At 73.0% G+C, this 25,434-nt stretch carries 25 protein-coding genes and 1 tRNA gene; 10 read left to right on the forward strand and 16 right to left on the reverse strand.

Annotated elements, in window-relative coordinates:
- Positions 1-56: 56 nt before the first annotated feature.
- From MOV08_RS18175 to MOV08_RS18185, 3 genes are all read right to left on the reverse strand, one after another.
- Positions 57-1,160, reverse strand: a complete 1,104-nt coding sequence (locus MOV08_RS18175; RefSeq protein WP_275311820.1) for an aminopeptidase P family protein — start codon at positions 1,158-1,160, stop codon at positions 57-59.
- Positions 1,161-1,292: 132 nt separating this feature from the next.
- Positions 1,293-1,502, reverse strand: a complete 210-nt coding sequence (locus MOV08_RS18180) for a superinfection immunity protein (RefSeq protein WP_275298659.1) — start codon at positions 1,500-1,502, stop codon at positions 1,293-1,295.
- Between the two features lie 193 nt (positions 1,503-1,695).
- Positions 1,696-1,769 (reverse strand) — tRNA-Thr (locus MOV08_RS18185).
- Between the two features lie 386 nt (positions 1,770-2,155).
- Here MOV08_RS18185 and MOV08_RS18190 point away from each other — a divergent pair.
- The 3 genes from MOV08_RS18190 (at position 2,156) to MOV08_RS18200 (ending at position 4,799) form a co-directional block, all read left to right on the forward strand.
- Entirely contained in the window at positions 2,156-3,286 is a 1,131-nt protein-coding gene (locus MOV08_RS18190; protein ID WP_275308122.1) for an ABC transporter ATP-binding protein, read from the forward strand.
- Positions 3,287-3,623: 337 nt separating this feature from the next.
- Entirely contained in the window at positions 3,624-4,040 is a 417-nt protein-coding gene (locus MOV08_RS18195) for a hypothetical protein (RefSeq protein WP_039633868.1), read from the forward strand.
- A 30-nt stretch (positions 4,041-4,070) separates the two neighbouring features.
- Positions 4,071-4,799, forward strand: coding sequence for a nucleotidyltransferase family protein (locus tag MOV08_RS18200; RefSeq protein WP_275308124.1), 729 nt, complete (start codon positions 4,071-4,073; stop codon positions 4,797-4,799).
- 178 nt (positions 4,800-4,977) lie between these two features.
- On the opposite strand, the gene MOV08_RS18205 is transcribed toward MOV08_RS18200, so the two are convergent.
- From MOV08_RS18205 to MOV08_RS18235, 7 genes are all read right to left on the reverse strand, one after another.
- Positions 4,978-6,558, reverse strand: coding sequence for a DoxX family protein (locus MOV08_RS18205; RefSeq protein ID WP_203232559.1), 1,581 nt, complete (start codon positions 6,556-6,558; stop codon positions 4,978-4,980).
- 177 nt (positions 6,559-6,735) lie between these two features.
- Positions 6,736-7,689, reverse strand: coding sequence for a 23S rRNA (guanosine(2251)-2'-O)-methyltransferase RlmB (rlmB, locus tag MOV08_RS18210; protein WP_039633873.1), 954 nt, complete (start codon positions 7,687-7,689; stop codon positions 6,736-6,738).
- 150 nt (positions 7,690-7,839) lie between these two features.
- Positions 7,840-9,237, reverse strand: coding sequence for a cysteine--tRNA ligase (cysS, locus tag MOV08_RS18215; protein WP_039633875.1), 1,398 nt, complete (start codon positions 9,235-9,237; stop codon positions 7,840-7,842).
- Positions 9,238-9,353: 116 nt separating this feature from the next.
- Positions 9,354-9,758, reverse strand: coding sequence for a PPOX class F420-dependent oxidoreductase (locus MOV08_RS18220; RefSeq protein WP_275308125.1), 405 nt, complete (start codon positions 9,756-9,758; stop codon positions 9,354-9,356).
- 137 nt (positions 9,759-9,895) lie between these two features.
- Positions 9,896-10,432, reverse strand: a complete 537-nt coding sequence (gene ispF / locus MOV08_RS18225) for a 2-C-methyl-D-erythritol 2,4-cyclodiphosphate synthase (protein ID WP_372516352.1) — start codon at positions 10,430-10,432, stop codon at positions 9,896-9,898.
- A complete protein-coding gene (gene ispD, locus MOV08_RS18230; protein ID WP_039633882.1) occupies positions 10,419-11,165 on the reverse strand; it encodes a 2-C-methyl-D-erythritol 4-phosphate cytidylyltransferase in 747 nt (248 codons plus the stop codon). Before ispD ends, ispF begins: the two co-directional genes overlap by 14 nt.
- Positions 11,166-11,551: 386 nt before the next feature.
- Positions 11,552-12,034 carry a CarD family transcriptional regulator gene (locus MOV08_RS18235; RefSeq protein WP_003953493.1) on the reverse strand — a complete coding sequence of 161 codons (483 nt, stop codon included), beginning with the start codon at positions 12,032-12,034 and terminating at the stop codon, positions 11,552-11,554.
- A gap of 749 nt (positions 12,035-12,783) precedes the next feature.
- Between MOV08_RS18235 and MOV08_RS18240 the strand changes: the two genes are divergently transcribed.
- On the forward strand, positions 12,784-13,383 hold the full coding sequence (locus MOV08_RS18240) for a copper chaperone PCu(A)C domain-containing protein (RefSeq protein ID WP_275308126.1): 600 nt from the start codon (positions 12,784-12,786) through the stop codon (positions 13,381-13,383).
- 79 nt (positions 13,384-13,462) lie between these two features.
- On the opposite strand, the gene phoP is transcribed toward MOV08_RS18240, so the two are convergent.
- Positions 13,463-14,134 carry a two-component system response regulator PhoP gene (gene phoP / locus MOV08_RS18245; RefSeq protein WP_466869767.1) on the reverse strand — a complete coding sequence of 224 codons (672 nt, stop codon included), beginning with the start codon at positions 14,132-14,134 and terminating at the stop codon, positions 13,463-13,465.
- 5 nt (positions 14,135-14,139) lie between these two features.
- Positions 14,140-15,408, reverse strand: coding sequence for a two-component system sensor histidine kinase PhoR (phoR, locus tag MOV08_RS18250; RefSeq protein ID WP_039633910.1), 1,269 nt, complete (start codon positions 15,406-15,408; stop codon positions 14,140-14,142).
- A gap of 358 nt (positions 15,409-15,766) precedes the next feature.
- On the opposite strand from phoR, the gene phoU reads away from it, so the two are divergent.
- Entirely contained in the window at positions 15,767-16,444 is a 678-nt protein-coding gene (gene phoU / locus MOV08_RS18255; protein ID WP_275308128.1) for a phosphate signaling complex protein PhoU, read from the forward strand.
- A 316-nt stretch (positions 16,445-16,760) separates the two neighbouring features.
- On the opposite strand, the gene MOV08_RS18260 is transcribed toward phoU, so the two are convergent.
- Positions 16,761-17,522: a phosphoglyceromutase gene (locus MOV08_RS18260; protein WP_039633913.1), complete on the reverse strand. Its 762-nt coding sequence runs from the start codon at positions 17,520-17,522 to the stop codon at positions 16,761-16,763.
- A 243-nt stretch (positions 17,523-17,765) separates the two neighbouring features.
- Here MOV08_RS18260 and MOV08_RS18265 point away from each other — a divergent pair, with 243 nt between their 5' ends.
- The 4 genes from MOV08_RS18265 to MOV08_RS18280 all read left to right on the forward strand — a co-directional run bounded on the left by MOV08_RS18265 (position 17,766) and on the right by MOV08_RS18280 (position 21,470).
- Positions 17,766-19,157, forward strand: coding sequence for an MDR family MFS transporter (locus MOV08_RS18265; protein WP_275308130.1), 1,392 nt, complete (start codon positions 17,766-17,768; stop codon positions 19,155-19,157).
- Between the two features lie 24 nt (positions 19,158-19,181).
- On the forward strand, positions 19,182-19,568 hold the full coding sequence (locus tag MOV08_RS18270; protein WP_039633917.1) for a hypothetical protein: 387 nt from the start codon (positions 19,182-19,184) through the stop codon (positions 19,566-19,568).
- On the forward strand, positions 19,565-19,984 hold the full coding sequence (locus MOV08_RS18275) for a nuclear transport factor 2 family protein (RefSeq protein ID WP_039633919.1): 420 nt from the start codon (positions 19,565-19,567) through the stop codon (positions 19,982-19,984). Before MOV08_RS18270 ends, MOV08_RS18275 begins: the two co-directional genes overlap by 4 nt.
- 175 nt (positions 19,985-20,159) lie before the next feature.
- A complete protein-coding gene (locus tag MOV08_RS18280) occupies positions 20,160-21,470 on the forward strand; it encodes an alpha/beta hydrolase family protein (RefSeq protein ID WP_275308132.1) in 1,311 nt (436 codons plus the stop codon).
- An 18-nt stretch (positions 21,471-21,488) separates the two neighbouring features.
- Here the strand turns inward: MOV08_RS18280 and MOV08_RS18285 are convergent, their stop codons facing one another.
- Entirely contained in the window at positions 21,489-22,022 is a 534-nt protein-coding gene (locus MOV08_RS18285) for a type III secretion system chaperone family protein (RefSeq protein ID WP_039633923.1), read from the reverse strand.
- Positions 22,015-23,412, reverse strand: coding sequence for a D-inositol-3-phosphate glycosyltransferase (mshA, locus tag MOV08_RS18290; protein WP_039633925.1), 1,398 nt, complete (start codon positions 23,410-23,412; stop codon positions 22,015-22,017). The genes MOV08_RS18285 and mshA overlap by 8 nt, the downstream gene beginning before the upstream one ends.
- Positions 23,413-23,632: 220 nt before the next feature.
- On the opposite strand from mshA, the gene MOV08_RS18295 reads away from it, so the two are divergent.
- Positions 23,633-24,493: a class I SAM-dependent methyltransferase gene (locus MOV08_RS18295; RefSeq protein WP_039633927.1), complete on the forward strand. Its 861-nt coding sequence runs from the start codon at positions 23,633-23,635 to the stop codon at positions 24,491-24,493.
- 47 nt (positions 24,494-24,540) lie between these two features.
- On the opposite strand, the gene MOV08_RS18300 is transcribed toward MOV08_RS18295, so the two are convergent.
- Complete coding sequence (locus tag MOV08_RS18300) at positions 24,541-25,419, reverse strand: helix-turn-helix transcriptional regulator (RefSeq protein ID WP_275308134.1); 879 nt, start codon at positions 25,417-25,419, stop codon at positions 24,541-24,543.
- Positions 25,420-25,434: the final 15 nt, after the last annotated feature.

Here is a 25,434-nt window from a genome sequence, read left to right on the forward strand (position 1 = left end):
GTGCCAGGGCCCGCCACCAGCGCGGGCCCCACCCCGCCCCCGCCCCGCGCGGCGGCCTACCTCACCACCGCCAACTCCCTCCCCGTCACGTTCAGCCGCCGCCCGCCGGTCTCCGTGCACGCCACGATGTCCTCGATCCGCACCCCGAACCGCCCCGGCAGATAGATCCCCGGCTCGATGGAGAAGCACATCCCCGGTACCAGCGGCAGATGCTCGCCCTCCACCATGTACGGCGGCTCATGGGTGGTGACCCCGATGCCGTGCCCGGTCCGATGGATGAAGTACTCGCCGTAGCCCGCCGCCTTGATCACCCGCCGGGCCACCCGGTCGATCTCCTGACACGCGACGCCGGGCCGCACCGCCTCGAACGCCGCCTGCTGGGCCTCCCGCACGATCTCGTGCACCGTCCGCTCCTCGGCACTCGGCTCCCCGACGTGCACGGTCCGCGTGGTGTCCGACCCGTAGCCGTCCTTCAACCCGCCGAAGTCGAGCACGACCATGTCGCCGTCCTCGATGACCCGCTCCCCCGCCTCGTGGTGCGGATTGGCCCCGTTGGGCCCCGACCCGACGACCGTGAAGTCCACCTGGCTGTGCCCGTGCTCGGTCAGCAGCCGCGCCAGATCCGCCGCCACGTCGCGCTCCCGCCGCCCGGCGAACCGCACCCCCAGGATGTCCTGGTACGTCGCGTCCGCGGCCGCCCCCGCCGCCGCCAGCCGCTCCACCTCGTACGCGTCCTTCACGGCCCGCAGCATCGGCAGCGCCTCCGTCAGCGCCGCGTAACCGCCCCCGGGGAGCGTGCGCTGCAACCCGAGCAGATGCAGCGCCCACATCCCGTCCGACACCCCGTAACGCCCCTGCGGCGCCAGCCACTTGGCCAGCTCGGCATAGGGGTCCGCCCCGTCGGACCACCCCGCCACCTCCAGCGCCCCGGCCCCCACGGCGCGCTCCGCGTCCGGCCGCTCCAGTACGGGCACCAGCAGCTGCCCGGCCCGCCCCGGCTCGATCAGCAGCGCCGTCAGCCGCTCGGTCACGGCCGGCGGCTGGTACCCGCACAGCCACACCAGGTCCGGCCCCGGCGTCACGATCACCCCGGCCAGCCCGGCCGCCGCCGCGGCCTGCCCGGCCCGCGCCATCCGCTGCTCGTACGCGTCCCGCGTCATCGAAGTCACCATGCCGCGAATCTACGCCGCCCCGCCCGCCGCCCCCGGCGATCTCGACAAGGCCAACAGATCAACAGGCCGGCCCGGGCCAACACCTCAGTCCGGACCAGCACCTCGTCCCGGACCGGCAGGTCATGCCGTCTGCTCTCGCGGCCCCGGCCTCCGCGTCGCCAGGAACAACGCCACACCCCAGCCGACCAGCGTCGCCCCGAACAGCACATTGACGAGCAGCACCAACCGCCGGCTCTCACTGCCCCGCCGGAACGCCACGAAAGCGGGCAGGAAGTACAGCAAGAGCCCCACCACGGAGAGAACCACGACCTCCAAGGGCCCCAGGTCCATGAACACCGTTCCCCACTCCCTCACCCCAAAGCGACCAACCGCACAACAAGGCTACGCAGGGACACACCCCCCGCTTCCGCCCACCCCTCACCCCAACTGGCGCCCGCCCGAACCGACTTCCCACACCCCGGGACGCCCACCCCACCGACAAGAAAAAGCCCAGGTCAGCATCGCTGCGACCTGGGCTTCCCAGAGCCCCCTGTCGGATTCGAACCGACGACCTTCGCTTTACAAGAGCGGCGCTCTGACCAGCTGAGCTAAGGAGGCGTACCGGAAGAAGTGTACCCAGGCGCACCCGGTGCCGGTTGCCTTATTCGGGGTCGCCTTGTGCAGGCATCACCCGGACACCGCTCGCGCCGCCCACCTCGCTCGGGCCCGCCCGGGCGTCGCGCCGCGACGAGCCGGTCCTGCCGGACGGCCGCGCCGCCGCGCCCCGGCCCCTCGTCCCGCACCCCGCCGACCGACCGCATTTCGTGACCGCGGACCTACTGACACCCGGCCCCGGCGCAGGTAGCGTCACCAGCGGCTTGCCGCTGTGGACTACACCACTTCGCGTGGTGGCCCCCGGGGGTGGGCCGCGCGCACTCCTCCACGGGGCGCGCTCTCCTTTACTCGGATCGTCCGGCACGTTCCTGCCGGTGAAGGGACACACCATGGCAACGGTCACCTACGACCAGGCAACCCGGATCTACCCGGGCTCCGACAAGCCCGCCGTCGACAAGCTCGACATCACCATCGAGGACGGCGAGTTCCTCGTGCTCGTCGGGCCCTCCGGATGCGGCAAGTCCACCTCGTTGCGGATGCTCGCGGGGCTGGAGGACGTCGACGAGGGCGCGATCCGCATCGGCGACCGCGACGTCACCCACCTGCCTCCCAAGGACCGGGACATCGCCATGGTGTTCCAGAACTACGCGCTTTACCCGCACATGACGGTCGCCGACAACATGGGCTTCGCGCTCAAGATCGCCGGCGTGCCGAAGGCCGAGATCCGGCAGAAGGTCGAGGACGCGGCGAAGATCCTGGACCTGACGGAGTACCTGGGGCGCAAGCCGAAGGCGCTCTCGGGCGGCCAGCGCCAGCGGGTCGCGATGGGCCGCGCCATCGTCCGCGAGCCCCAGGTGTTCCTCATGGACGAGCCGCTGTCCAACCTGGACGCCAAGCTGCGGGTGCAGACCCGTACGCAGATCGCCGGGCTCCAGCGCCGCCTCGGCATCACCACCGTCTACGTCACCCACGACCAGGTCGAGGCCATGACCATGGGCGACCGGGTCGCGGTCCTCAAGGACGGGCTGCTCCAGCAGGTCGACTCGCCGCGCAACATGTACGACCGCCCGGCCAACCTCTTCGTCGCGGGCTTCATCGGCTCGCCCGCCATGAACCTCATCGAGGTGCCGATCACCGACGGCGGGGTGAAGTTCGGCAACAGCGTGGTGCCGGTCAGCCGGGAGGCGCTCGCCGGCGCCGAGGGCGAGCGCACCGTGACGGTAGGCATCCGGCCGGAGCACTTCGACATCGTCGAGCAGAACGGCGCGGCCGCCACGTCGCTGTCCAAGGAGGCCACGGACGCCCCGGCCGGCCTGGCGGTGACGGTCAACGTCGTCGAGGAGCTGGGCGCCGACGGCTACGTCTACGGGACGGCCGAGGTCGGCGGGACGGTCAAGGACCTGGTCGTCCGGGTCAACGGCCGCCAGGTACCGGCCAAGGGGACCCAGCTGCACGTCGTGCCGCAGCCGGGCGAGACGCACGTCTTCTCCACCTCGACGGGCGAGCGGCTCACCGACTGACCGGCCGGCCGACGGGCGGAGCCGGGCGGCGGGGGCGTGCCTCCGTCCCGCTCCGGCCTGATCCGCCCGCCCCCGACCCATCCGGTTTACCGCGGCGGCGGTGTGGGGTACTGCGCGTCCCCGCACCGCCGCCGCGGCGCGTCCGGACCGCGGAAGACCAGCGCTCCCAAGCCCGGGAACGGGACGACGGGCGCCCTCGCCGCACCCCGCGAAGCCCGCCCGGAAGCGGCTTTTCGCATCAGTCCGTCAACCCAACAACCGCACCGACGAGCCATTCCGTCCCCCGATAAGGTGACCAAATGTCGCCAAATCATCACCCCTCGCTACCATCACGACCGTGAACTCCGCAGCCCGCCGTATCGGCCGAACTCTCGCCCTCGTCCTGCCCGTCGTCCTCGTGCTCTCCGGGACCCTCGCGGTCACCCGCGTCCCGTGGGCATCGAAGACCACCGAGTCGCAGGTGCTCGCCGCGTCCTCCGGCAAGGTCTCCACCAAGGCCGGCCCCCGCGCCGCCCAGGACGTGCTCCGGGACCGTCTCCTCGTCGAACTCCAGGAGAAGGACCCCGGCGTCGCCCTGACGCACCTCCAGGAGGCCACCACCGCCCGGCCCTCGCTGGCCAAGCACTGCGCCTCCATCGCCCGTGCCCTCGGCCGTGCCGCGGTCGCCAAGTACGGTGCCGCGCACCGCGCCCAGGCGTTCTCCCGGCCGGTCTGTGACACCTCCTTCGCCTCCGGTGTGGCCGCCGCCCAGTGACCGCCGCTCGCACCGCATAGGGTGCGAAACATGACAGGTGCCCCGCATTTCCACCCCACGCAGGCCGTGGTCCTGGCCGGCGGCCAGGGCTCCCGTCTTCGCCCGTATACCGACGACCGCCCCAAGCCGATGGTCGAGATTCCCGGTACCGGAACCCCGATCATCGGCCATCAGCTGAACTGGCTGGCCGAGGAGGGCGTCACCGACGTCGTCATCTCCTGCGGGCACCTCGCCGAGGTCCTCCAGGACTGGCTGGACCAGGCCCAACTCCCCTTGCGCGTCACGACCGTTGTCGAGACCAAGCCGCTGGGTCGCGGCGGCGGCCTGAAGTACGCCGCCGGCTCCCTGCCCCGCCCGGACGAGCCCTGGTACGCCACCAACGGCGACATCTGGACCCGTTTCCCGCTCCGCGAGATGGCCGCCTTCCACGACGAGCGCGACGCCGCGGCCACTCTGGCGCTCGCCCGCCCGCGCATCCCCTGGGGCGCCGTCGAAACCGACGCCTTCGGGCACGTCCTGGATTTCATCGAGGCCCCGCCCTCCCCGTATCTGATCAACGCGGGCGTCTACGTCTTCGCCGCGACCTTCGCCGAGCTGCTGCCCGCCCGGGGCGACCACGAGCGCACCACCTTCCCGCGCCTCGCCCGGGAACGCCGGCTGGCCGGCTATCCGCTCCCCCAGGGCTCCTACTGGCGCGCCATCGACACCGCCAAGGACCTCACCGAGGCCGCCGAGGAAATGGCCGCACACGGCCGTTGAGCCGCCGTCGGCGACGCACTCCCCACCCCTCCGCCCGCTCCCCCGCAACGAGAAGCGGCCCGCACCACTGATCCCCGACCACTCGCCCCCGGCCTGAGGCCGTGAAGGGGGACGGAGCGATCGGGGACCAGTGGTGCGGGCGGTGGTGGAGGAGCGGGGCGGCGTGGGCCCGGGTGGGTCAGCCCAGCAGGCCGCCGAGGGTGCTGCCGCGGCCGGAGTCGCCTCCGGGGGCGCCGCTGCTGGAGCTGCCGCTCGTGCCGCCGCCGGTGCCGCCGGAGCCGGCCGGCGACTGGGTGCGGCCGGGGGTGCGGCTCGGGCCGGACAGCTGCGGGGCGCTGCTGGTCGCGCCGGGCCGGTGGGCCGAGCTGCCCGTGTGGCCGCCCGCCGACGGGCTGCCGGGGGCCGAGGCCGACGGCGTGCCCGGCTTGTGGGCCTTGTGGGAGGCGCTCGTGGAGGGCGCGCCGGGGTGGCCGGGGATGCGGTGGCCGGGGCGGGCGGCGTGGTGGCCGGGGCGGGGCAGGGGCGAGCCGGGGAGGTTGTTGATGGCGGGCTCGCCGGGCCGCGGCACGGTCGGCACCCGCGCGGTCCGTACGGCGCCGCCCAGCAGGGAGCCGATGAGCAGGGTCAGCCCGGCCACCACCGCGGTCATCACGGCGCCGCGGCGCAGCACCCGGCGGCGCAGCGCACCGACCTCGACGCGCGGGCCCAGCCGCCGCCATGCCTCACCGGCCAGCCGGGCGTCCATGGAGTAGACGGGGGCGCCGGCGATGATCAGCGGGCTCCAGGCGGCGAGGTAGATGATGTCGGGGGCGTCGTAGGCGGGCAGGGTGCGCCAGCTGACGGTCATCAGCAGCGCCGCGGAGAGCAGCGCGCCGAACGAGGCGGCGACCCGCTGCCACAGTCCGCAGATGGTCAGCACGCCCACCACGACCTGGAGGAAGGCCACCGTCAGCCCGGCGCCGACCGGGTGCGCGACCGCGAAGTCCCGCAGCGGCACGGCCAGTTCCCAGGGGTGGAGGGAGAGCAGCCAGGTGACCATCGAGCCGCGCTGGCCGCCGTCGAAGTAGACGGGGTCGCAGAGCTTGCCCATGCCGGCGTAGACCGAGATCAGCCCGAGGAAGATCCGCAGCGGGAGCAGCACCACGCCGAGGTTCATCCGGCGGCCGGGGTAGTAGGCGTGCCGGACGCTGTCGCCGCCGCGCCGCCGGACCCCGGTGTCGTAGCTGTCGCGCATCTCGAAGCGCTCGTCGTCGCGGCCGTCCTCGTCGTCGTACCGCTGGCCGGGCAACCGGGCGGCGACGGCGCGGGTGCCGCGCGGCAGGGTGTCCTCGCCGTCGGCGGGACCGCGCGGGCCGACGACGGTGGGGGCGGGGGAGCCACCGAGCCGGACCCGGGGCAGGACCTGGGTCGTGCCGACGTCCTCGGCCGGTCCGCGGTCCAGGCCGACGCTGGCGTCGCGCACCGCGTGCAGGAGCTGGGTGGTGGCGCCGGCGGTACCGCCCGGTTCGGTGCGACCGCTCCAGACCACGGGCGTGCGGCGTCTGGGCGGCGATCCCCGGAGGGCGGGGACGCGCGTGGTCTCTGCCAGGCGGCCGGCGACCACGGGAGCGGCGAGCTGTACGCGGAAGCTGGCGTGGTTGACGATGACCTGCGCGGGATCGCACGGCACCTTGACCGAGCTCAGGACCGGCTCGTCGTCGAAGCTCGACGACGAGCGTCCCCCCGTAGGCGTGCGGGGTGTTCTGGTGTCCACGCTCATCTAACCGAGTGACCCGCGGTTAAGACACTGCCTTGACCGGCCCGATCTGTCCGAGACCCGTCAAAAGATCACGTGATACGGCAGAGACGTACGGAGCGTCACGCTGTGCCCCGGACCGGGCGGCGGTGCGGCCCGCCCGGTCCGGGGCACCGCCGGAAGCACCCGGCGGCGGCCGCCTCAGCCGCGGCGGCGGGCCGCCTCCCACAGGACCACACCGGCGGCGACACCGGCGTTCAGCGACTCCGCGCCACCCGGCATCGGGATCCGCACGCGCAGGTCGCAGGTCTCGCCGACGAGCCGCGACAGGCCCTTGCCCTCGCTGCCGACGACGATGACGACCGGGCCGTCCAGGACCTCCAGGTCCTGCAGCTCCACATCGCCGTCCGCGGCCAGGCCGACCACCGTCAGCCCGGCCTTCTGGTACGACTCCAGGGCCCGGGTCAGGTTGGTGGCCCGGGCCACCGGCGTACGGGCCGCGGTGCCCGCCGAGGTCTTCCAGGCGCCCGCGGTCATCCCGGCCGCCCGGCGCTCGGGCACGACCACGCCGTGGCCGCCGAAGGCGGAGACGGAGCGGACGACGGCGCCCAGGTTGCGCGGGTCGGTCACGCCGTCCAGCGCGACGATCAGCGGGTCCTCACCGTCGTCGAAGGCGGCCGCGGACAGGTCCTCGGGGTGCGCGTACTCGTACGGCGGGATCTGCGCGACCAGGCCCTGGTGGTTGAGGCCGTTCGTCATCCGGTCCAGCTCGGCGCGCGGCGCCTCCAGGAGGTTCAGCCCGAGCTCGTTGGCGAGCTGGAGGGCCTCGCGCACCCGCTCGTCGTTGTCGATGAACTGCTGCACGTACAGGGTGGTCGCGGGCACGCCCTCGCGCAGCGCCTCGACGACCGGGTTGCGGCCCACGACCAGCTCCGCGGTGCCCTTGGCGCCGCCGCGCCGCGGCGCCGGCCGGCGGCTCTCGGCCTGCTTGCTCTTGGCGTTGGCGATGCGGTTCTTGACGTGCCCCTTGCGCGCGGACGCGGGCGGGGTCGGCCCCTTGCCCTCAAGAGACCGGCGCCGCTTACCGCCACTGCCGACCTGAGCGCCCTTCTTGTTCGACGTGCGGCGGTTCCTGCGCTGGCTGTTGCCGGCCATGGGTCACCTGTTTCTTCACTGCTCTCGACGTCTCGCGACGTGGAGTGGGTACGTACGTATGGATTGAGTGTCGCCCGCAGCCACCGGGAAGGGCGAATCCGGCTGGTGGCCGGGGGTACGGACGGTCCCCGGGGCACCCCGGGGCCGGGCTCAGGACAGCGACCAGCGCGGGCCGGAGGGGGTGTCCTCGATGGTCAGACCGGACTGCTGGAGCTGGTCGCGGATGGCGTCGGCGGTGGCGTAGTCCTTGCGGGCGCGGGCGCCCTGCCGCTGCTCCAGGACGAGCCGGACGAGCGAGTCCACGACCCCGTGCAGGTCCTCGCCGCGGTCCGCGCCGCCGCTCGACCAGCGCTCGTCGAGCGGGTCCAGGCCGAGCACCCCGAGCATGGCGCGCAGCTCGGCCAGCCGGGCCACCGCGGACTCCTTGTCGTCGGCGGTCAGCGCGGAGTTGCCCTGCCGGACGGTGGTGTGCACGATCGCCAGCGCCTGCGGGACACCCAGGTCGTCGTCCATCGCCTCGGCGAACGCCGGCGGCACCTCGGCCGCGGGCTCGACGGCCTTCCCGGCCATTTCCACGACGCGCTGGACGAAGCCCTCGATCCGGGCGAACGCCGACTCGGCCTCGCGCAGCGCCTCCTCGCTGTACTCGATCATCGAGCGGTAGTGCGGGGTGCCGAGGTAGTAGCGCAGCACGATCGGCCGCCAGCGCTTGACCATCTCCGAGACCAGCACGGAGTTGCCCAGCGACTTGGACATCTTCTCGCCGCTCATGGTCACCCAGGCGTTGTGCGACCAGTACCGGGCGAAGTCGTCCCCGTACGCCTTGGCCTGCGCGATCTCGTTCTCGTGGTGCGGGAAGACCAGGTCGACGCCGCCGCCGTGGATGTCGAAGACCGTGCCCAGGTACTTGTGGGCCATCGCCGAGCACTCCAGGTGCCAGCCCGGCCGGCCGCGGCCCCAGGGGGTGTCCCAGCTGGGCTCGCCCTCCTTGGCCGCCTTCCACATGGCGAAGTCGCGCGGGTCCCGCTTGCCGGTCTCACCCTCGCCGGACGGCTGGAGGAGGTTGGCCAACTCCTGGTTGGAGAGCTGGAGATACCCCGGGAAGGACTTCACGTCGAAGTAGACGTTGCCGTCGGCGGCGTAGGCGTGACCGCGCTCGATCAGGCCGCGCATCATCTCGATCATCTCGGGGATGTGGCCGGTGGCGCGCGGCTCGTAGGTGGGGCGCAGGCAGCCGAGGGCGTCGTAGGCCGTGTTGAAGGCGACCTCGTTCTCGTAGCCGATCGACCACCACGGGCGGCCCTGCTCGACCGACTTCTGGATGATCTTGTCGTCGATGTCCGTGACGTTGCGGACGAACGTCACGTCGTAGCCGCGGTGGGCGAACCAGCGGCGCATGATGTCGAAGTTGAGTCCGGAGCGGATATGTCCGATATGCGGCGCGGCCTGCACGGTCGCGCCACAGAGGTAGATCGAGACACAGCCCGGCCGGAGCGGGGTGAAATCGCGAATCTGCCGGGCGCTGGTGTCGTACAGGCGAATCGTCACGGGACCAGGGTAGTCGGAACGCGGCAGTGCCCTGTGCCCTCTCGAGCACAGGGCACAGATCGCCGAAGCCGTCCGATTCGCCGGATTTTCCGGACGGAGTGCTTCCGGGCGACGCCTCAGACGCCGCCGACCACCTTCCGCGGGGTGATGCGGACCACGACCCGCTCCGCGTCGTTGACCGCGTCCGCGTTGAACTCCGCGTACGCCTTGCCCGTGTACTTCCGCGACAGCTCGTCGATCAACTGCTGCCCGCCCTCGGTGCTGAGCGTCGCCTCACCGCGGATCTCGGCGTACGTATAGGGCGCGTCGAAGGGCTGGACGACGACCGAGACCCGCGGGTCGCGGCGGAGGTTCTTCTCCTTGCGGCGCCCGACGGTCGTGGAGATCAGCAGGTCGTCGCCGTCCCGCTTGACCCAGACCGGGGAGAGCTGGGGGCTGCCGTCCGGCTGGATCGTCCCCACCATGACGAAGACCGGGGAGTCGAGCAGCTTCTTGAGACTGTCGGAGAGCGTTGCAGACACGAGGTTCCTTCCCGTACGAACCGTTGGCTTCCGAGGAACACCCGTACCCGGATTCCGGCCCAACGCCCCCTCCAGCGCCGGGCATTCCGACGCAGTGGGCCCGATCGGCGCAGCCCGACCCGGCCCGCCCGGCGGCCTCAGCCGGTGCGCACCACCAGGGCGGTCGCGATCGCGGCCAGCCCCTCGGCACGACCGGTCAGCCCCAGCCCGTCGGTCGTGGTGCCGGAGACCGAGACCGGCGCCCCGACCGCCGCCGACAGCGCCCGCTGCGCCTCGTCCCGGCGCTTGCCGATCTTCGGGCGGACGCCGATGACCTGCACCGCGACATTGCCGATGGCGAAACCCTCGGCCCGGACGATCCGTGCCGCCTCGGCCAGCAGCGTCACCCCGGAGGCACCGGACCACTCCGGGCGGGAGGTGCCGAAGTGCGCGCCGAGGTCGCCGACGCCGGCCGCGGAGAACAGCGCGTCGCACGCGGCGTGCGCGGCCACGTCGCCGTCGCTGTGCCCGGCCAGGCCGTAGCCGTCGCTCTCCGCGGCGTCCCAGAGGAGTCCGGCGCACCACAGCTCGCGGCCCCGCTCGAAGGCGTGCACGTCGGTGCCGACCCCGACGAGCGGGATGCCGGGCACGGCGGGCGGCGCGGGAACGGTCCCGGACGGATCAGACATAGCCATCGGTGGCCCTCCTGCGGGCGAGTACGGCCTCGGCCAGGACGAGGTCCAGCGGCCGGGTCACCTTGAACGCTTCCTCGTGGCCCGGGACGAGCACCACCGGCTTCCCGAGCCGCTCCACCAGCCCGGCGTCGTCGGTGGCGCCCTCGCCCTCCACGACGATCTCGTGCGCCGCCAGCAGCGTCGGCAGGTCGAAGCCCTGCGGGGTCTGCACGGCGCGCAGCAGCGACCGCTCCGGGGTGCCGACCACCGGCTCCGGGGTGCCCTGGGGGCGCGGTTCGACCTGCTTGACGGTGTCGGCCAGCGGCAGCGCGGGGACGACGGCCGGGGCGCCGTCGCGGACCGCCGCGATCACCGCGTCCACGGTCTCGACCGGCACCAGCGGGCGGGCCGCGTCGTGGACCAGGACCACGTCGATGCCGTCCGGCAGCGCGGCCAGCCCGCGCCGGACGGATTCCTGGCGGGTCGTCCCGCCGGGGACCACGGTCAGCCCGGTGCGGTCGGCGAGCGGATGGGCGTCGAGCAGGCGGCGGACCCCTTCGGGGTCGTCCTGCGGGGCGACCACGACGATGTGCGTGACGGCGCGCGAGGCGGCCATCGCGCGGACCGCGTGGACCAGCATCGGGGTGCCGCCGAGGGTGCGCAGGGCCTTGGGGGCGCCGGGACCGAGCCGGACGCCGAGGCCGGCTGCGGGGATGACCGCCGCGGTACGGACCGGGCGGGAAGGATCTGACATCGATGGCTCCGGAGTCCGGGCTCGGCCCGGAATTGGGGCAGACAGGTTTGTTTCCTCGGGCGAGGTGGGTATGGCCTGGGAGTGCCGGGCGTTACGCCTTGACCGGAACCCTTCCGTGACATCGGTCGGGGCATCAGCCCGAGCCCGGCACGCCACCATGGGGCCCGGCAGGCTTCCCCGAGGAAGCCGCCGCCGGCTCGGCCTCCGGCCTTCCCACGCACCGTCCGCAGATATGCCGCAGCGCCCGGCAACAGACCCTCCGTTTCCGGAGGAAGGTCGTCACTCGGGCACCGCGGCATTGCTACGTTGCTGCTGCGTCGTCACACCGCCGCATCGTCACACCACTGCGTCACCACAGCGCTGCGCCGCAGTCAGCGTGCGCGTCGTCAGGACGCGAGGACCTCGTCCAGCAGGGCCTCGGCCTTGTCTTCGTTGGTGTTCTCCGCGAGGGCCAGCTCGCTCACCAGGATCTGGCGGGCCTTGGCGAGCATCCTCTTCTCACCGGCGGAAAGTCCGCGCTCACGCTCGCGCCGCCACAGGTCACGAACGACCTCGGCGACCTTGATCACGTCGCCGGAAGCGAGCTTCTCAAGATTTGCCTTGTAGCGACGGGACCAGTTCGTCGGCTCTTCGGCATACGGTGCACGCAGCACCTCGAAGACCCGGTCCAGCCCGTCCTGACCAACCACGTCGCGTACGCCGACGAACTCCGCGTTGTCCGCTGGCACACGAACAGTCAAGTCGCCCTGCGCGACCTTCAGCACCAAGTAGGTCTTGTCCACGCCTTTGATCTGGCGAGTTTCGATGGCCTCGATCAGCGCGGCCCCGTGATGGGGATAGACCACGGTGTCGCCAACCTTGAACGTCATGTGACAGGTACCCCTTCCGTGGCTATCCATGCTAACACGGGAACGGGCCGTTCTGAATGGCGTTTTCGCAGGTCAGGGCATATCTCGGGGCTTGACAACAGCGCCCGGAACGTGCTGCGAGGGGGCACTCGGTACAGGTATTCGCAGGTGGGAGGGGCTTCACGGGCGCCCGGAATGCCACCCGTGGCGCACCGGAAACCCGGTGATCAATGAGTTGTACGTCCTGATTTGCACCGATCCGCATGAGCGAGTTCCGCTACTCCGTTCGGACGCTTGGTGACGAGTCGGGTGCGTTTCCCGGAATTGATCAACACTCCCGCACGCCGGTGTGTGATCAATTTCGGGCGGCATGTGCATTCCTTGTGAATACCGCTTTTCACCGGGGGAAACACCACGGCCGCCACTCGAACGGCCGCGTGCCGGAATATGCCTCCCGGTTCTCCGGAGATCGGCACCGAGATCCGCCCGAGATCGACTTCCGGAAATCCCGTCCGGGGGACGTCCGGACCGTCCGGCCGCCACCCCCGTCGCGGGTCGGCCGGGCCGGGCGGCAGGTGCGTGATCGCGCAGGGGGCGGGTCGGGTGCGGCACCGCGAGGACGGCTCGGTAACCTAGCGGCGCTGACCAACCCTTAGGGCGGCTTTACGTACGCGTCGCCATGACGCGTACGCGAGTCCGTCCACAGCCGTCCATCCGCGACCGGGCACGAACGTTCGGCCGCCGTAGCTCGTCAAGGAGATGCCGCCGCCGTGAGCCGCAGCCTTCGACGCGGCGTCCTCGCCGCCACCGTCCTCTCGCTCTCGATCGCCACTCTCTCCGCGTGCGCCGCCGGGAACGACGCCCAGACGCTGGGGGTCAAGCCGGACAACGCCGAGACCAGCGTCGGCACGATCAAGGTCCAGAACGCCAACGTCGTCACCCAGCCCGACCCCACCGCCAAGGGGCCGGCCGCGATCACCGCGACGCTGTTCAACTCCGGCGACAAGGACCAGCAGCTGACCGGGATCTCGGTCGACGGCACCGGCCAGTCCGCCAAGCTGTCGTCCGCCAAGATCAACGTGCCGGCCGGCGGCTCCGTCGTGATCGGCGGCCAGGGCAACCCCAGCGCCGTCCTGGCGAGCGGCCGGGAGGCCGTCCAGGACGGCAACGCCCAGCCGCTGACCTTCACCTTCAGCTCGACCGGCAAGGTGACGCTGAACGCCTTCGTCGTCCCGGCGAAGAACATCTTCGAGAACTACGGCCCGTCGGTGACGCCGCAGCCGTCCACCTCCGCGAGCGGCAAGCCCTCGGGGTCGGCCTCCCCGTCGACCTCCGCCTCGCCCTCGGAGTCGGCGCACGCCGGCCACTGAGGCCCGCAGCAACAGGTGAAGGGGCGCCCCTCCGGTCGGGAGGGGCGCCCCTTCACGCACATCGCTCGCGGGCGGCGGCCTACGGCTCGAACTTGTAGCCCAGGCCGCGGACCGTCACCAGATAGCGCGGGGCGCCCGGGTCGGGCTCGATCTTGGCGCGCAGCCGCTTCACGTGGACGTCGAGGGTCTTGGTGTCGCCCACGTAGTCGGCACCCCAGACGCGGTCGATCAGCTGCATCCGGGTCAGCACCCGGCCGGCGTTGCGCAGCAGCATCTCCAGCAGGTCGAACTCCTTGAGCGGCAGGTCCACCTTGCCGCCGGAAACCGTGACGACGTGGCGGTCCACGTCCATCCGGACCGGGCCGGCCTCCAGGGCCTGCGGGGCGACCTCCTCCGGCTCGCCGCGGCGGCGGAGCACGGCGCGGATCCGGGCGACCAGTTCCCGGGAGGAGAAGGGCTTGGTGACGTAGTCGTCGGCCCCTATTTCGAGACCGACGACCTTGTCGATCTCGCTGTCCTTGGCGGTCACCATGATGACGGGGACGTTGGAGCGGCCGCGCAGCTGGCGGCAGACCTCGGTGCCGGGCAGCCCCGGCAGCATCAGGTCCAGCAGGACGAGGTCGGCGCCGTTGCGCTCGAACTCGTCCAGGCCGTCGGGGCCGGTGGCCGCCACGGCGACCTCGAAGCCCTCCTTGCGAAGCATGTACGACAGTGCGTCGCTGAACGATTCCTCGTCCTCGACGACAAGCACTCGGGTCACGGAAGGACCTCCGGGGCTGGGTGAGCTGGGAGCGGATCGTTGAAGGTCTCGTACGGGCGGTCCTCGTCGTCGAGGCCCTCCGCAGTCAGGTCCGAGGGCCGTTCGCGGTCGCGGACGACCCCGGCTTCCGGGAGACGCAAGGTGAAGGTGGAGCCCTGTCCCTCAGCGCTCCACACCGTGACCTCCCCGCCGTGCGAGGCGGCCACGTGTTTGACGATGGCGAGGCCGAGGCCGGTCCCGCCGGTGGCGCGCGAGCGCGCCGGGTCCACGCGATAGAACCGCTCGAAGATGCGGTCCCGGTCCTTTTCGGATATCCCGATGCCCTGGTCGGTCACCGCGATCTCGATCAGGTCGCCGCCGGGTGCGGAGACCCGGCGGCCGGCGATCCCGACGCGGGTGCGCGCCGGGGAGTAGTTGACGGCGTTCTCGACGAGGTTGCCCAGGGCGGCGGCGAGCTGACCGCGGTTCCCCCAGACGGTGAGGTCGGCGGTGCCGCCGGCGGCGATGGTGATCTGCTTGGTGCCGGCCTGCTGGCGGCAGCGGTCGACGGCCTCGGCGACCAGTTCGTCGACCGGCACGGGCTCGGAGTCCTCCAGCGGGTCGTCGTTCTGCACCCGGGAGAGGTCGATGAGCTCCTGGACGAGGTTGGTCAGGCGGGTGGCCTCGTTCTGCATCCGGCCGGCGAAGCGGGTGACCGCCTCCGGGTCGTCGCTGGCGTCCATCACGGCCTCGGAGAGGAGCGAGAGGGCGCCGACGGGGGTCTTGAGCTCATGACTGACGTTGGCCACGAAGTCCCGGCGGACCGCCTCGATGCGGCGGGCCTCCGTCAGGTCCTCGACCAGCAGCAGGACCAGCCGGGAGCCGAGCGGGGCGACCCGGGCGGAGACCGCGAGGGCGTCCCCGCGGCCGGTGCCGCGGCGCGGAAGGTCCAGCTCCACCTGGCGTATCTCCCCGTCGCGACGGGTGTCGCGGGCCATCTGGAGCATCGGTTCGACGGCCAGCCGACCGCCGCGGACCAGCCCGAGGGCGTACGCGGCGGAGCTTGCCTTGACCACCGTGTCGGCCTCGTCGAGGACGACGGCGGAGGAGCGCAGCACCGACAGGACGGTGTCGACACCGGGCGGCAGGACCGCCTCGGTGTGCAGGGACGTACGGGTGGGCTTGGCCTGATCCCGCTCACTCCAGCGGAACGCCAGCATGGCGAAGACGCCGGTGCAGAGCCCGGCGATCGCTGCCATCGCGGCGACGGCCGCGTCCACGTTCATGAATCCAGAGTATGTGCCGATTCCGACACTCCCCCAGCGGTCGGAGATGCTGCTCGGCCACCCTTCGCCCAGAGTTCACCGAGGCGTCGGTGACGGTTCACCCACCGCGACGGCCGGGCCGGCCGGGCGCCCTCGCGGCTGCGGCGGCGACTCCCAGAGTTCACCTTCAGGTCGGCGGTGGTTCACCCCCGGTGGCCCCGCACGTCGCGATCCGGCCGCACATTGAGGGTGCGGGGACCTCCCGGCGCCCGGTCCGTGGGAGCGTAGGCGCCACGGCCACCTCCCATTCATCACCACGCAACGCCCCCCGGAATCCCCCGGGAGCACTCGGAATCCTCGAAGCGAGAGAAGGTCACTGATGCGGGACGCGTACCACGAGGAGCTGGACTCGATCAGCGAGGGCCTGGTCGAGATGGCCCGGCTCGTCGGCTCCGCGATCGGGCGCGCCACCACGGCGATACTCGACGCGGACCTGAAGCTGGCCGAGAACGTCATCGCCGCCGACGAGAAGGTCGACGACCTCCACCGCGACCTGGAGGCGCGGGCCATCGCCCTGCTCGCCCGCCAGCAGCCGGTCGCCACCGACCTGCGGATCGTCGTCACCTCGCTCCGGATGAGCGCCGACCTGGAGCGCTCCGGCGACCTGGCCCAGCACGTCGCCAAGCTGGCCCGGCTGCGCTTCCCGGAGCGGGCGGTGCCGCGCGATCTGCACGCCACCATCCTGGAGATGGGTCAGCTGGCGCAGCGCCTGATGGCCAAGGCCGGCGAGGTCATCATCACCAAGGACGTCGACCTCGCGCTCCAACTGGAGCAGGACGACGACGCGATGGACCTGCTCCACCGCACGCTCTTCCAGCACCTGATGGACGACCGCTGGAAGCACGGCATCGAGACGGCCGTGGACGTGACCCTGCTGGGCCGCTATTACGAGCGTTTCGCGGACCACGCGGTGTCCGTGGCCAAGCGGGTCGTCTACCTCGTGACCGGCGAACACGCCGACGAGATCGCCTCGTCGACGGCGGTGGAGGGCGCGTAACGTGCGCCCACGCGCCGTTGACGCGCCTATGCACCCGGGCTTGCAATAAGCACCAGGTGACCCCTAGGAGGCGAATACATGGCACTCATGGCGGACTCCCCCATCCCCGCGTCCCCGAACGAGCCGCCGGCCGCCGGCCGGCCGCTGCTCCCGCTCCTGAGCGGATGCAGCTGCGGACCGGGCTGCAGCTGCGGCTGCCAGTCCGGCGGCCCATGCCAGTGCGGCGGCAGCTGCTGACGAGCGGCTGCCACCGGAGCACGGAAGCAAGCCCCCTGCCTGCGGCGAAACCGCAGGCAGGGGGCTTGTGCGTGCGGGCTTACTTCTTCTTGCCCTGGTTCTTCACGGCCTCGATGGCGGCCTTGGCGGCCTCCGGGTCGAGGTAGGTGCCGCCGGGGGTGAGCGGGCGGAAGTCGGCGTCGAGCTCGTAGGAGAGCGGGATGCCGGTGGGGATGTTCAGGCCGGCGATGTCCGCGTCGGAGATCTGGTCGAGGTGCTTGACCAGGGCGCGCAGGCTGTTGCCGTGCGCGGCGACGAGGACCGTGCGGCCGGCCAGCAGGTCCGGGACGATGCCGTCGTACCAGTACGGGAGCATGCGGGTGACGACGTCCTTCAGGCACTCCGTCTTCGGGCGGAGCTCCGGCGGGATCGACGCGTAGCGCGCGTCGTCGCTCTGGGAGAACTCGGTGCCGTCCGCCAGCGGGGGCGGCGGGGTGTCGTACGAACGGCGCCAGAGCATGAACTGCTCCTCGCCGAACTCGGCCAGGGTCTGCGCCTTGTCCTTGCCCTGGAGCGCGCCGTAGTGCCGCTCGTTCAGGCGCCAGCTGCGGTGGACCGGGATCCAGTGGCGGTCGGCGGCCTCCAGGGACAGCTGCGCGGTGCGGATCGCGCGCTTCTGGAGGGAGGTGTGGACGACGTCGGGGAGCAGGCCGGCCTCCTTGAGCAGCTCTCCGCCGCGGACCGCCTCCTTCTCGCCCTTCTCGTTGAGGTTGACGTCCACCCAGCCGGTGAACAGGTTCTTCGCGTTCCACTCGCTCTCGCCGTGGCGGAGCAGGATCAGCTTGTACGGTGCGGTGGCCATGCCGTCGAGCGTAATCGACGCCGAGGGTGTCCCCGCGTGCGGCCGTCACCTGCGCGGATCCGGGGTCGGCGGGGTCGTTGACGTTTGACGTTTCCCGTCAATCGAGTGGCTGGCCGACCCGCCGGTTTGTAGTGTGCGCTTGGCGCTTTCGCCACTTACCGCATCGAACGTCGTCGCACGCCGTCCGGCCATCGCGGTTGCCCGCCCGTGCGGGTGCGGGCCGGCATCCAAGGGGGAAATGTCATGTCCGCGCCTATCAGTGGGTCCCGGGGGCGGGGCCCGTCCCGGATACGGCGGGCCGCCGTGGAGAGCGTCTCCGGTCTGCCCCCGCAGTTCTGGTGGCTCTGGACCAGCACACTGGTCAATCGGCTGGGGGCGTTCGTCGCCACGTTCCTGGCCCTCTACCTCACCGTGGAGCGCGGCTACTCGGCCTCGTACGCGGGCCTGGTCGGGGCGCTGTACGGGCTGGGCGGGGTGGTCTCCTCGGTGGGCGCCGGGGTGCTCACCGACCGGCTCGGGCGGCGGCCGACGATGCTGATCGGGCAGGTGTCCACGGCGGCGTCGGTGGCGCTGCTGGGCTTCATGACCGACCCGGTGGCGATCGCGGTGGTGGCCGGCCTGGTCGGCATGGCGACCAACGCCTCGCGCCCCGCCGTGCAGGCGATGATGGCGGACATCGTCGCCCCCGAGGACCGCGTCCGCGCGTTCTCCCTGAACTACTGGGCGATCAACCTCGGCTTCGCCTTCTCCTCCACCGCCGCCGGGCTCATCGCCGAACACGGCTATCTGGCCCTCTTCCTGGGCGAGGCCACGCTGGTGCTGGCCTGCGCGCTGGTGGTGTTCTTCAAGCTGCCGGAGTCCCGGCCGGAGGCGGGCGGGGCGGCGGACGACCCGGCGTCCAGCGGGGCGGCCGCCGGCGCCGAGCGGGTCTCGATGCTGACCGTGCTGCGCGACGGCCGCTTCATGACCGTCGTCGGGCTGAACCTCCTGCTGGCGCTGCTGTTCCAGCAGGCGTACGTCTCGATGCCGGTGTCGATGGGCCGGGCCGGCTTCTCCAGCGCCGACTTCGGGCTGGTCATCGCGGTGAACGGGGTGCTGATCGTGCTGCTCCAGATCCCGGTCACCCGCTTCATCGAGCACCGCAGCCCGGCCGTGCTGCTCGTCGGCTCGGCGCTGCTCGCCGGCTACGGCTTCGGGATGACGGCGCTGGCCGGCTCGGTCGCCCTGTACGCGGTCGCGGTCGCGGTCTGGACCCTCGGCGAGATCATCAACTCGCCCACCCAGATGGGGCTGGTGATCCGCCTGTCGCCGCTCCACGGCCGCGGTCGCTACCAGGGCATGTACGCGCTGTCCTGGTCCGTCGCCTCGCTGGCCGCCCCGTTGCTCGGCGGCACGGTCATCGACCGCTACGGCCCCGACGTGCTCTGGGCCGGCTGCGCGGCCGTCGGCACGGTGGCGGCGCTGGGGTACGGGCTGCTGCTGCGCCGGCTGCCGGGGAAGGCGGCGCCGTCCGGCGGCGCCGCCACCGTCGCCGGGAACCGGGCGGAACCCGCCGGTCAGGCCCCCGCCGACGCGGCCCCGTCCACCGACGAGCGGGCCGGGACCGGGCGGGCGGAAATCCCGTCGACCTCGTAGTACGGCTCGGCTAGCCTCCCCCGCATGCCGCCTCGGAAGTCGTCCTTCGTGTGCCTGCCCTGCCGGGCCTCCTACAAACAGCCGCCCCCCGAGGCCCGCGCGGCCGGCCGTCCGCGGCACTGTCCGCGGTGCGCGCGGCAGTTGATCCACGTGGGGTCGGCGTTCGCCGCGCCGCCGCGCCGCGACGCCGAGGGCTGGCGGGTGCTCGACGTCCTGCTGACCGCGGGGGTCCGCTTCCACACCACGGGCTGCTGCGGCGAGGGGCCCGGCTACCGCCCGCGCACGCTCCGCGAGGTCCGCGAGCGGCGGGCGTACGCGGACGCCACCGGCGAGCCGCCGGCCCGGGCGCTGGTCCGGCGCGAACTCCCCGAGGCGGCGGGCGCCGCCCGCGGGACGCGGGGCCGGCGATGACCGCGGCGGCGTTCACCCCGGAGGACCGCGCGGCCGTCACCGAGCTGCTCGCCCTGCACGGGCACCTCTTCGACGACGGTGAACTCCACCGGCTGGACGAGCTGTTCACACCGGACGTCCGGTACGACGTGACGGTGTTCGGGCAGGGCGTGCTGCACGGCCCGGCACAGATCCTGGCCGCGGCGCTCGCGCTGGCGGAGCGCAACCCGGTCGGTCATCACGTCACCAACATCGTCGTCACACCGGTGACGGACGATCAGGTCCGGGTGCGCTCCAAGGGGTTGGGGGTCGGCGCGGACGGCAGCTGCAGCAGCGTGACCTACGAGGACGTGGTGGTGCGCACGCCCGGGGGATGGCGGATCGCCCACCGCACGGTCCTGCCCCGGCGGGCGCCGCTGGGCGGCCGGGCGAGGTGACCGCGATGCCCGCCGGACCTCGCGGCGGGCGCGGCTCTTCGTGGTGGCCACACCCCGAAGACGGGTGCCGGCACGGTCGATCGGGGCGGGCCGACCGGGAATTCTGCTGCGTACGGGCGGCGAGCCGCGCGTCGGGCGCACACCGCGCCCGAGGACCGAGCCACGGGGAGCGGCGATGGGCAGCAGGGTGCGGCGGGGGGCCGCGGGTATCGGGGCGCTGACGGCGATCGCGGTGGCGGTCGCGGCGGCGGCCGGGGCGCCGGGGGCGGAACCGGGGAGGGCGAGCGGGGCGGGGGCCGCGCGGGCGTCGGCCGGCGCGCCGGCACTGACGCTCCCGGCGCCCACCGGGCGGTATCCCGTCGGCACCACCGCCCTTCACCTGACGGACCGTCACCGCTCGGATCCCTGGGTCGCGGGGCAGCGGCACCGGGAGCTGATGGTGAGCGTGCGCTACCCGGCCACCCGGGACGCCGGGCGGTTCCCGCGGGCGCCGCAGATGACGCGGGCCGAGGCGGTCGGGTTCGACGGGCTGAACACCTTCGCCGACCACGTCCCGGCGGGAAAGGTGGCCTGGGGCGCCACCCTCACCCACGCGCACCAGGGCGCACCGGTGGCCCGGCCGGCCGGGCGCCGGCTGCCGGTGGTCCTCTACTCCCCCGGCGCCGGCGACCCGCGCGCCCTCGGCAGCACGCTCTGCGACGAACTGGCCTCCCGCGGCTATGCCGTGGTGACCGTCGACCACACCTACGAGGCGCCCGCCGTGCAGTTCCCGGACGGCCGGGTGGCGCACAGCGTGATGCGGGCGGAGCTGGCGAAGGCGCAGCGAACCGGGCGGATCACCGAGCTGCTGGAGAAGGTCAGCGCGGTGCGGGTCGCCGACACCCGGTTCGTCCTCGACACGCTGGCCCTGACGGGGCGGGACGCGGTGCTGCCGCCCGCGCTGCGCGGCGCGCTGGACCTGACCGCGGTGGGGATGTTCGGGCAGTCGGCGGGCGGCTTCACCGCCGCGCAAACGATGCACGACGACCGGCGGATCAGGGCCGCGGTGAACATGGACGGGGTGATGGGCTACACCCAGCGCGACGACGACCCGTCGCATCCGTCCACCGTGGGGCGGGACGGGGTGGACCGGCCGCTGCTGCTGATGGGCATGGCCGGGGACGACCACCACTCGGTCGCGTCCTGGGACGCGGTGTGGCGGCACAGCGCGGCGCGCGGGACCTGGCTGCGGGACCTGACGCTGCGGGGCGGCCGGCACGCCTCCTTCACCGACGCCGAGGCGCTGGTCCCTCAGATCGCCCGGCAGTTGGGGCTGTCCCGCAAGGACGTCACGGAGATGATCGGGACGGCCCGGCCGGAGCGCGCGGTCGCCGCCGAGCGGGCCTACGTCACCGCGTTCTTCGACCGTTGGCTGCGCGGCCGTGACCGGGGGAACCTGCTGGACGGGCCGTCGGCGCGCCACCCGGAGGTGCGGTTCGTACCGTGAGCCACCACCGCCGCGCGGCTACTCCTGCCCGTCGCCCCGCGTCAGCCGCTCGAAGGCGGCCAGGTTGCGGGTGGACTCGCCGCGCGCCACCCGCCAGGCGTACTCCTTGCGGATCGCCGAGGCGAAGCCCATCTCCAGCAGGGTGTTGAAGCTGCCGTCGGCGTTCTCCAGGACGGTGCCGAGGATCCGGTCCAGCTCGGCGGGGGTGACGGCGACCAGCGGGAGCTTGCCGACGAGGTAGATGTCGCCGAGCTTGTCGATCGCGTAACTGACGCCGTAGAGGCGGGTGTTGCGTTCGAGCAGCCAGCGGTGGACCGCCTCGTGGTTCTCGTCCGGCCGGCGGACGACGAAGGCGTTGATGGAGAGCGAGTGGCGGCCGACGACCAGCGAGCAGGTCGTGGACAGCTTGCGGGTGCCGGGCAGCTTGACGACGTAGTTGCCGGCGGCCGGCGACTCCCAGTCGAGATCCGCGTCCTTCAGGGTGCGCTCGATGACCGCACCGGCGTCCGTCGCCTGCCGCTCGCCCTCGGCGGGCCGCCGTTCCTCACCCATGCAGTGATCGTAGGTGACGGCGGCGCTCCTGCATCGCGGCGGTGTAGACATCCGCGGTCGCCCCGGCGGCGGTGTCCCAGCCGAAGGACTGGGCGTGCCGGGCCGCGGCGCCGCCCATCCGGGCGGCCAGCGAGGCGTCGTCGACGAAGCGGCGCAGCGCGCGGGCGTAGTCGGCCGGGTCGTGGCCGGCGACCAGGAAGCCGCTGACGCCGTCCCGCACGGCCACCGGCAGCCCGCCGACCGCCGCCGCGACGACCGGGGTGCCGCACGCCTGGGCCTCGATCGCCACCAGCCCGAACGATTCGCTGTACGAGGGCATGACCAGCACGGACGCGGCGCGGTACCAGTCGGCGAGCTGCTCCTGGCCGACCGGCGGGTGGAACCGGACCAGATCGGCGATGCCCAGCCGGGCGGCCAGCTTCTGCAGGCCCTCGGGCTTGGCCAGGCCGCTGCCGCTGGGCCCGCCGACCACCGGGACGACCAGCCGGGAGCGCAGCGACGGGTCCCCGTCGACCAGCGCGGCGGTGGCGCGCAGCAGGATGTCGGGGGCCTTCAGCGGCTGTATCCGGCCGGCGAAGAGCGGGATGACCGCGTCCTGCGGCAGCCCCAGGCGGGCCCGGGCGGCGGCCCGGCTGGCCGCGACGTCGCCCGCGCCGCCGTCCGTCAGCGGCCGGAAGCGGTCGAGGTTGACGCCGGGGTGGACCACCGCGACCTTGCCGGGGTCGGCGTCGTAGTGCCGGACCAGCTCGTCCGCCTCCTCGGCGGTGTTGGCTATCAGGCGGTCGGCGGCCCCGACGATCTGGGTCTCGCCGATCACCCGGGCGGCCGGCTCGGGGGTGTCGCCGTCGGCCAGCGCGGCGTTCTTGACCTTGGCCATGGTGTGCATGGCGTGCACCAGGGGGACCCGCCAGCGGTCCGCGGCGAGCCAGCCGACGTGGCCGGAGAGCCAGTAGTGGGAGTGCACCAGGTCGTAGTAACCGGGGCGGTGGCCGGCCCACGCCTGCATCACGCCGTGGGTGAAGGCGCACAGCTGGGCCGGCAGCTCCTCCTTGGCCAGCCCCTCGTACGGGCCCGCGGCGACGTGCCGGACCAGCACGCCGGGGACCAGCTCGACGGAGGGCGGCAGGGCCGCGGTGGTGGCCCGGGTGAAGATCTCCACCTCGATGCCGAGCGCGGCGAGCTTGCGGGCCAGCTCGACGATGTAGACGTTCATCCCGCCGGCGTCGCCGGTGCCGGGCTGGTGGAGCGGGGAGGTGTGCACGCTGAGCATCGCCACCCGGCGGGGGCGGCGGGCTCCGGGCAGGCGCAGCCGCGACGGCCCCGCGAACTGCCTGGACGGCCCGGGGGGACCCCCATGCCGGCTGCGGAGCCTGGACACGTATTGGCTCACTGCGAGCTACCTCCTAGGCGAGGCGGGCGGCGCGCCTCCGCCCCCCTCCAACAACACCGGACCGCCATCCATTTCCGTCCGGCCCGACGTCTTCGAAATTTGTTCGTGGTGGTCCGTGTACTTCCCTTCGTACTCTGCCAAAGCATGCCCGCGCCCCGCAGAGCGGCCCAGGTCAGGGCTCCCGACCGGCCCTCCCGCCGGGACCCCATACCCTCGATGCATGGCCCGCCGCTCCCCCGTTTCCGCCTCCCGCACCGCCGCCGCCCCGGCCCCCGCGCCGTCCCGGCCGGTCGGAAACGCCACCCGCGGCACCACCAACCCCAACCGGCTGCGCCGCATGGACCGCTGGATCGCCGCCGAGCACGGCGCGGAGCTGCGCCGCGCCGCCGACCCGGTGGCTGTCGACCTCGGCTACGGCGCCGCCCCGTGGACCGCGCTGGAGCTGCTCGGGCGGCTGCGCACGGTGCGGCCGGACGCCCAGGTCGTCGGCATCGAGATAGACCCGGCCCGGGTCACCGCCGCCCTGCCGTACGCCCGCGCCGGGCTGGACTTCGTCCACGGCGGCTTCGAGGTGCCGCTGCCCGGCGGGCCCGGCCGCGCCCCGGTCCTCATCCGGGCCGCGAACGTGCTGCGCCAGTACGACGAGGACGAGGTCGCCGCCGTCTGGGCGCGGCTGTGCGCCCGGCTGGCGCCCGGCGGGCTGCTGGTGGAGGGCACCTGCGACGAGATAGGGCGGCGCCACGTCTGGGTCGCGCTGGGTCCCGAGGGCCCCCGCACGGTCACCTTCGCGACCCGGCTCGGCTCCCTCGACACCCCCTCCGACCTGGCCGAACGTCTGCCCAAGGCGCTGATCCACCGCAATGTCCCGGGCGAGCCGGTGCATGCCTTCCTGCGCGACTTCGACCGGGCCTGGGCGAGCGCCGCCCCGCTCGGCGCGCTGGGCGCCCGTCAGCGGTGGCGCGCCGCCGTCGCCTCGCTGGCCGCGGACTGGCCGCTGGCCGGGGACCCCCGCCGGCGGCGCCAGGGCGAGGTCACGGTGCGGTGGGACGCGCTGGCCCCGCGGCGCGGCGCGGCGGGGTGAGCCCGCACCGGACACCGCGGCCCCGGCCATGATCCGCCGGACAGACGCTAGGGCACGCTCCCGGCCGGGACGGCCGTGCCCGCCGCCAGCGCGCGCAACCGGTCCTCGGAGACCGAGCCGGCCGGCGCGGTGTACGTCACCAGCACCTGCTCCGGGTCCACGGGCAGCCGGAAGCTCTCGAAGGTGACGGTCAGCTCGCCAACCGCCGGGTGCCGCACCCGCTTGGTGCCGCGCAGGCACTCGCGCACCCCCTGCGCCGCCCACAGCCGCCGGAACTCCGGGCTGCGGTCGAGGAGTTCATGGACCACCTCGCAGATCCGCGGGTCGTCCGGGTGCCGGCCGCTCTCGGCGCGCAGGTTGCCGACGACCTCCTCGGCCTTGTTCTCCCAGTCCGGGTACCGCTCCCGCGAGGCCGGTTCGAGGAAGACCAGCAGCGCGGTGTTCCGCCGCTCGGGGGCCAGTGTCTCGATGTCCCAGGAGAGCCGGCCGCCGGTGGTGTTCCAGGCCAGGATGTCCAGACCGCGGCCCAGCACCACGGCGCCGACGGTCGGGGCCATGGCCGCCAGCAGCCGCCGGATCTCCGGGCGGACGGTCTGCGCCGGCAGCGGCGGGCAGCAGTCGCCGGCCCCCTCGGCGGGCCGGCGGCGCGGCACCGCGATGTTCCGCAGATACGCCACCTCGCCGTCCGACAGCCGCAGCGCCCGCGCGACGGCGTCCAGGACGGAGTCGGAGACCGCCGGCGCCCGGCCCTGTTCGATCCGGGTGTAGTAGTCCACGCTGATCCCGGCGAGCTGGGCGACCTCCTCGCGCCGCAGCCCGCGCACCCGGCGGCGGCCGAACCCGTCGGGCAGGCCGACCTCGGCCGGATCGAGCGCGGCACGGCGCGCCTTGAGGAAGGCGCTGATCTCGATTTCCCCGTGCAGCATCACTCCAGTATGCGC

The sequence above is a fragment of the Streptomyces yunnanensis genome (assembly GCF_029011865.1).
GTDB lineage: Bacteria > Actinomycetota > Actinomycetes > Streptomycetales > Streptomycetaceae > Streptomyces > Streptomyces yunnanensis.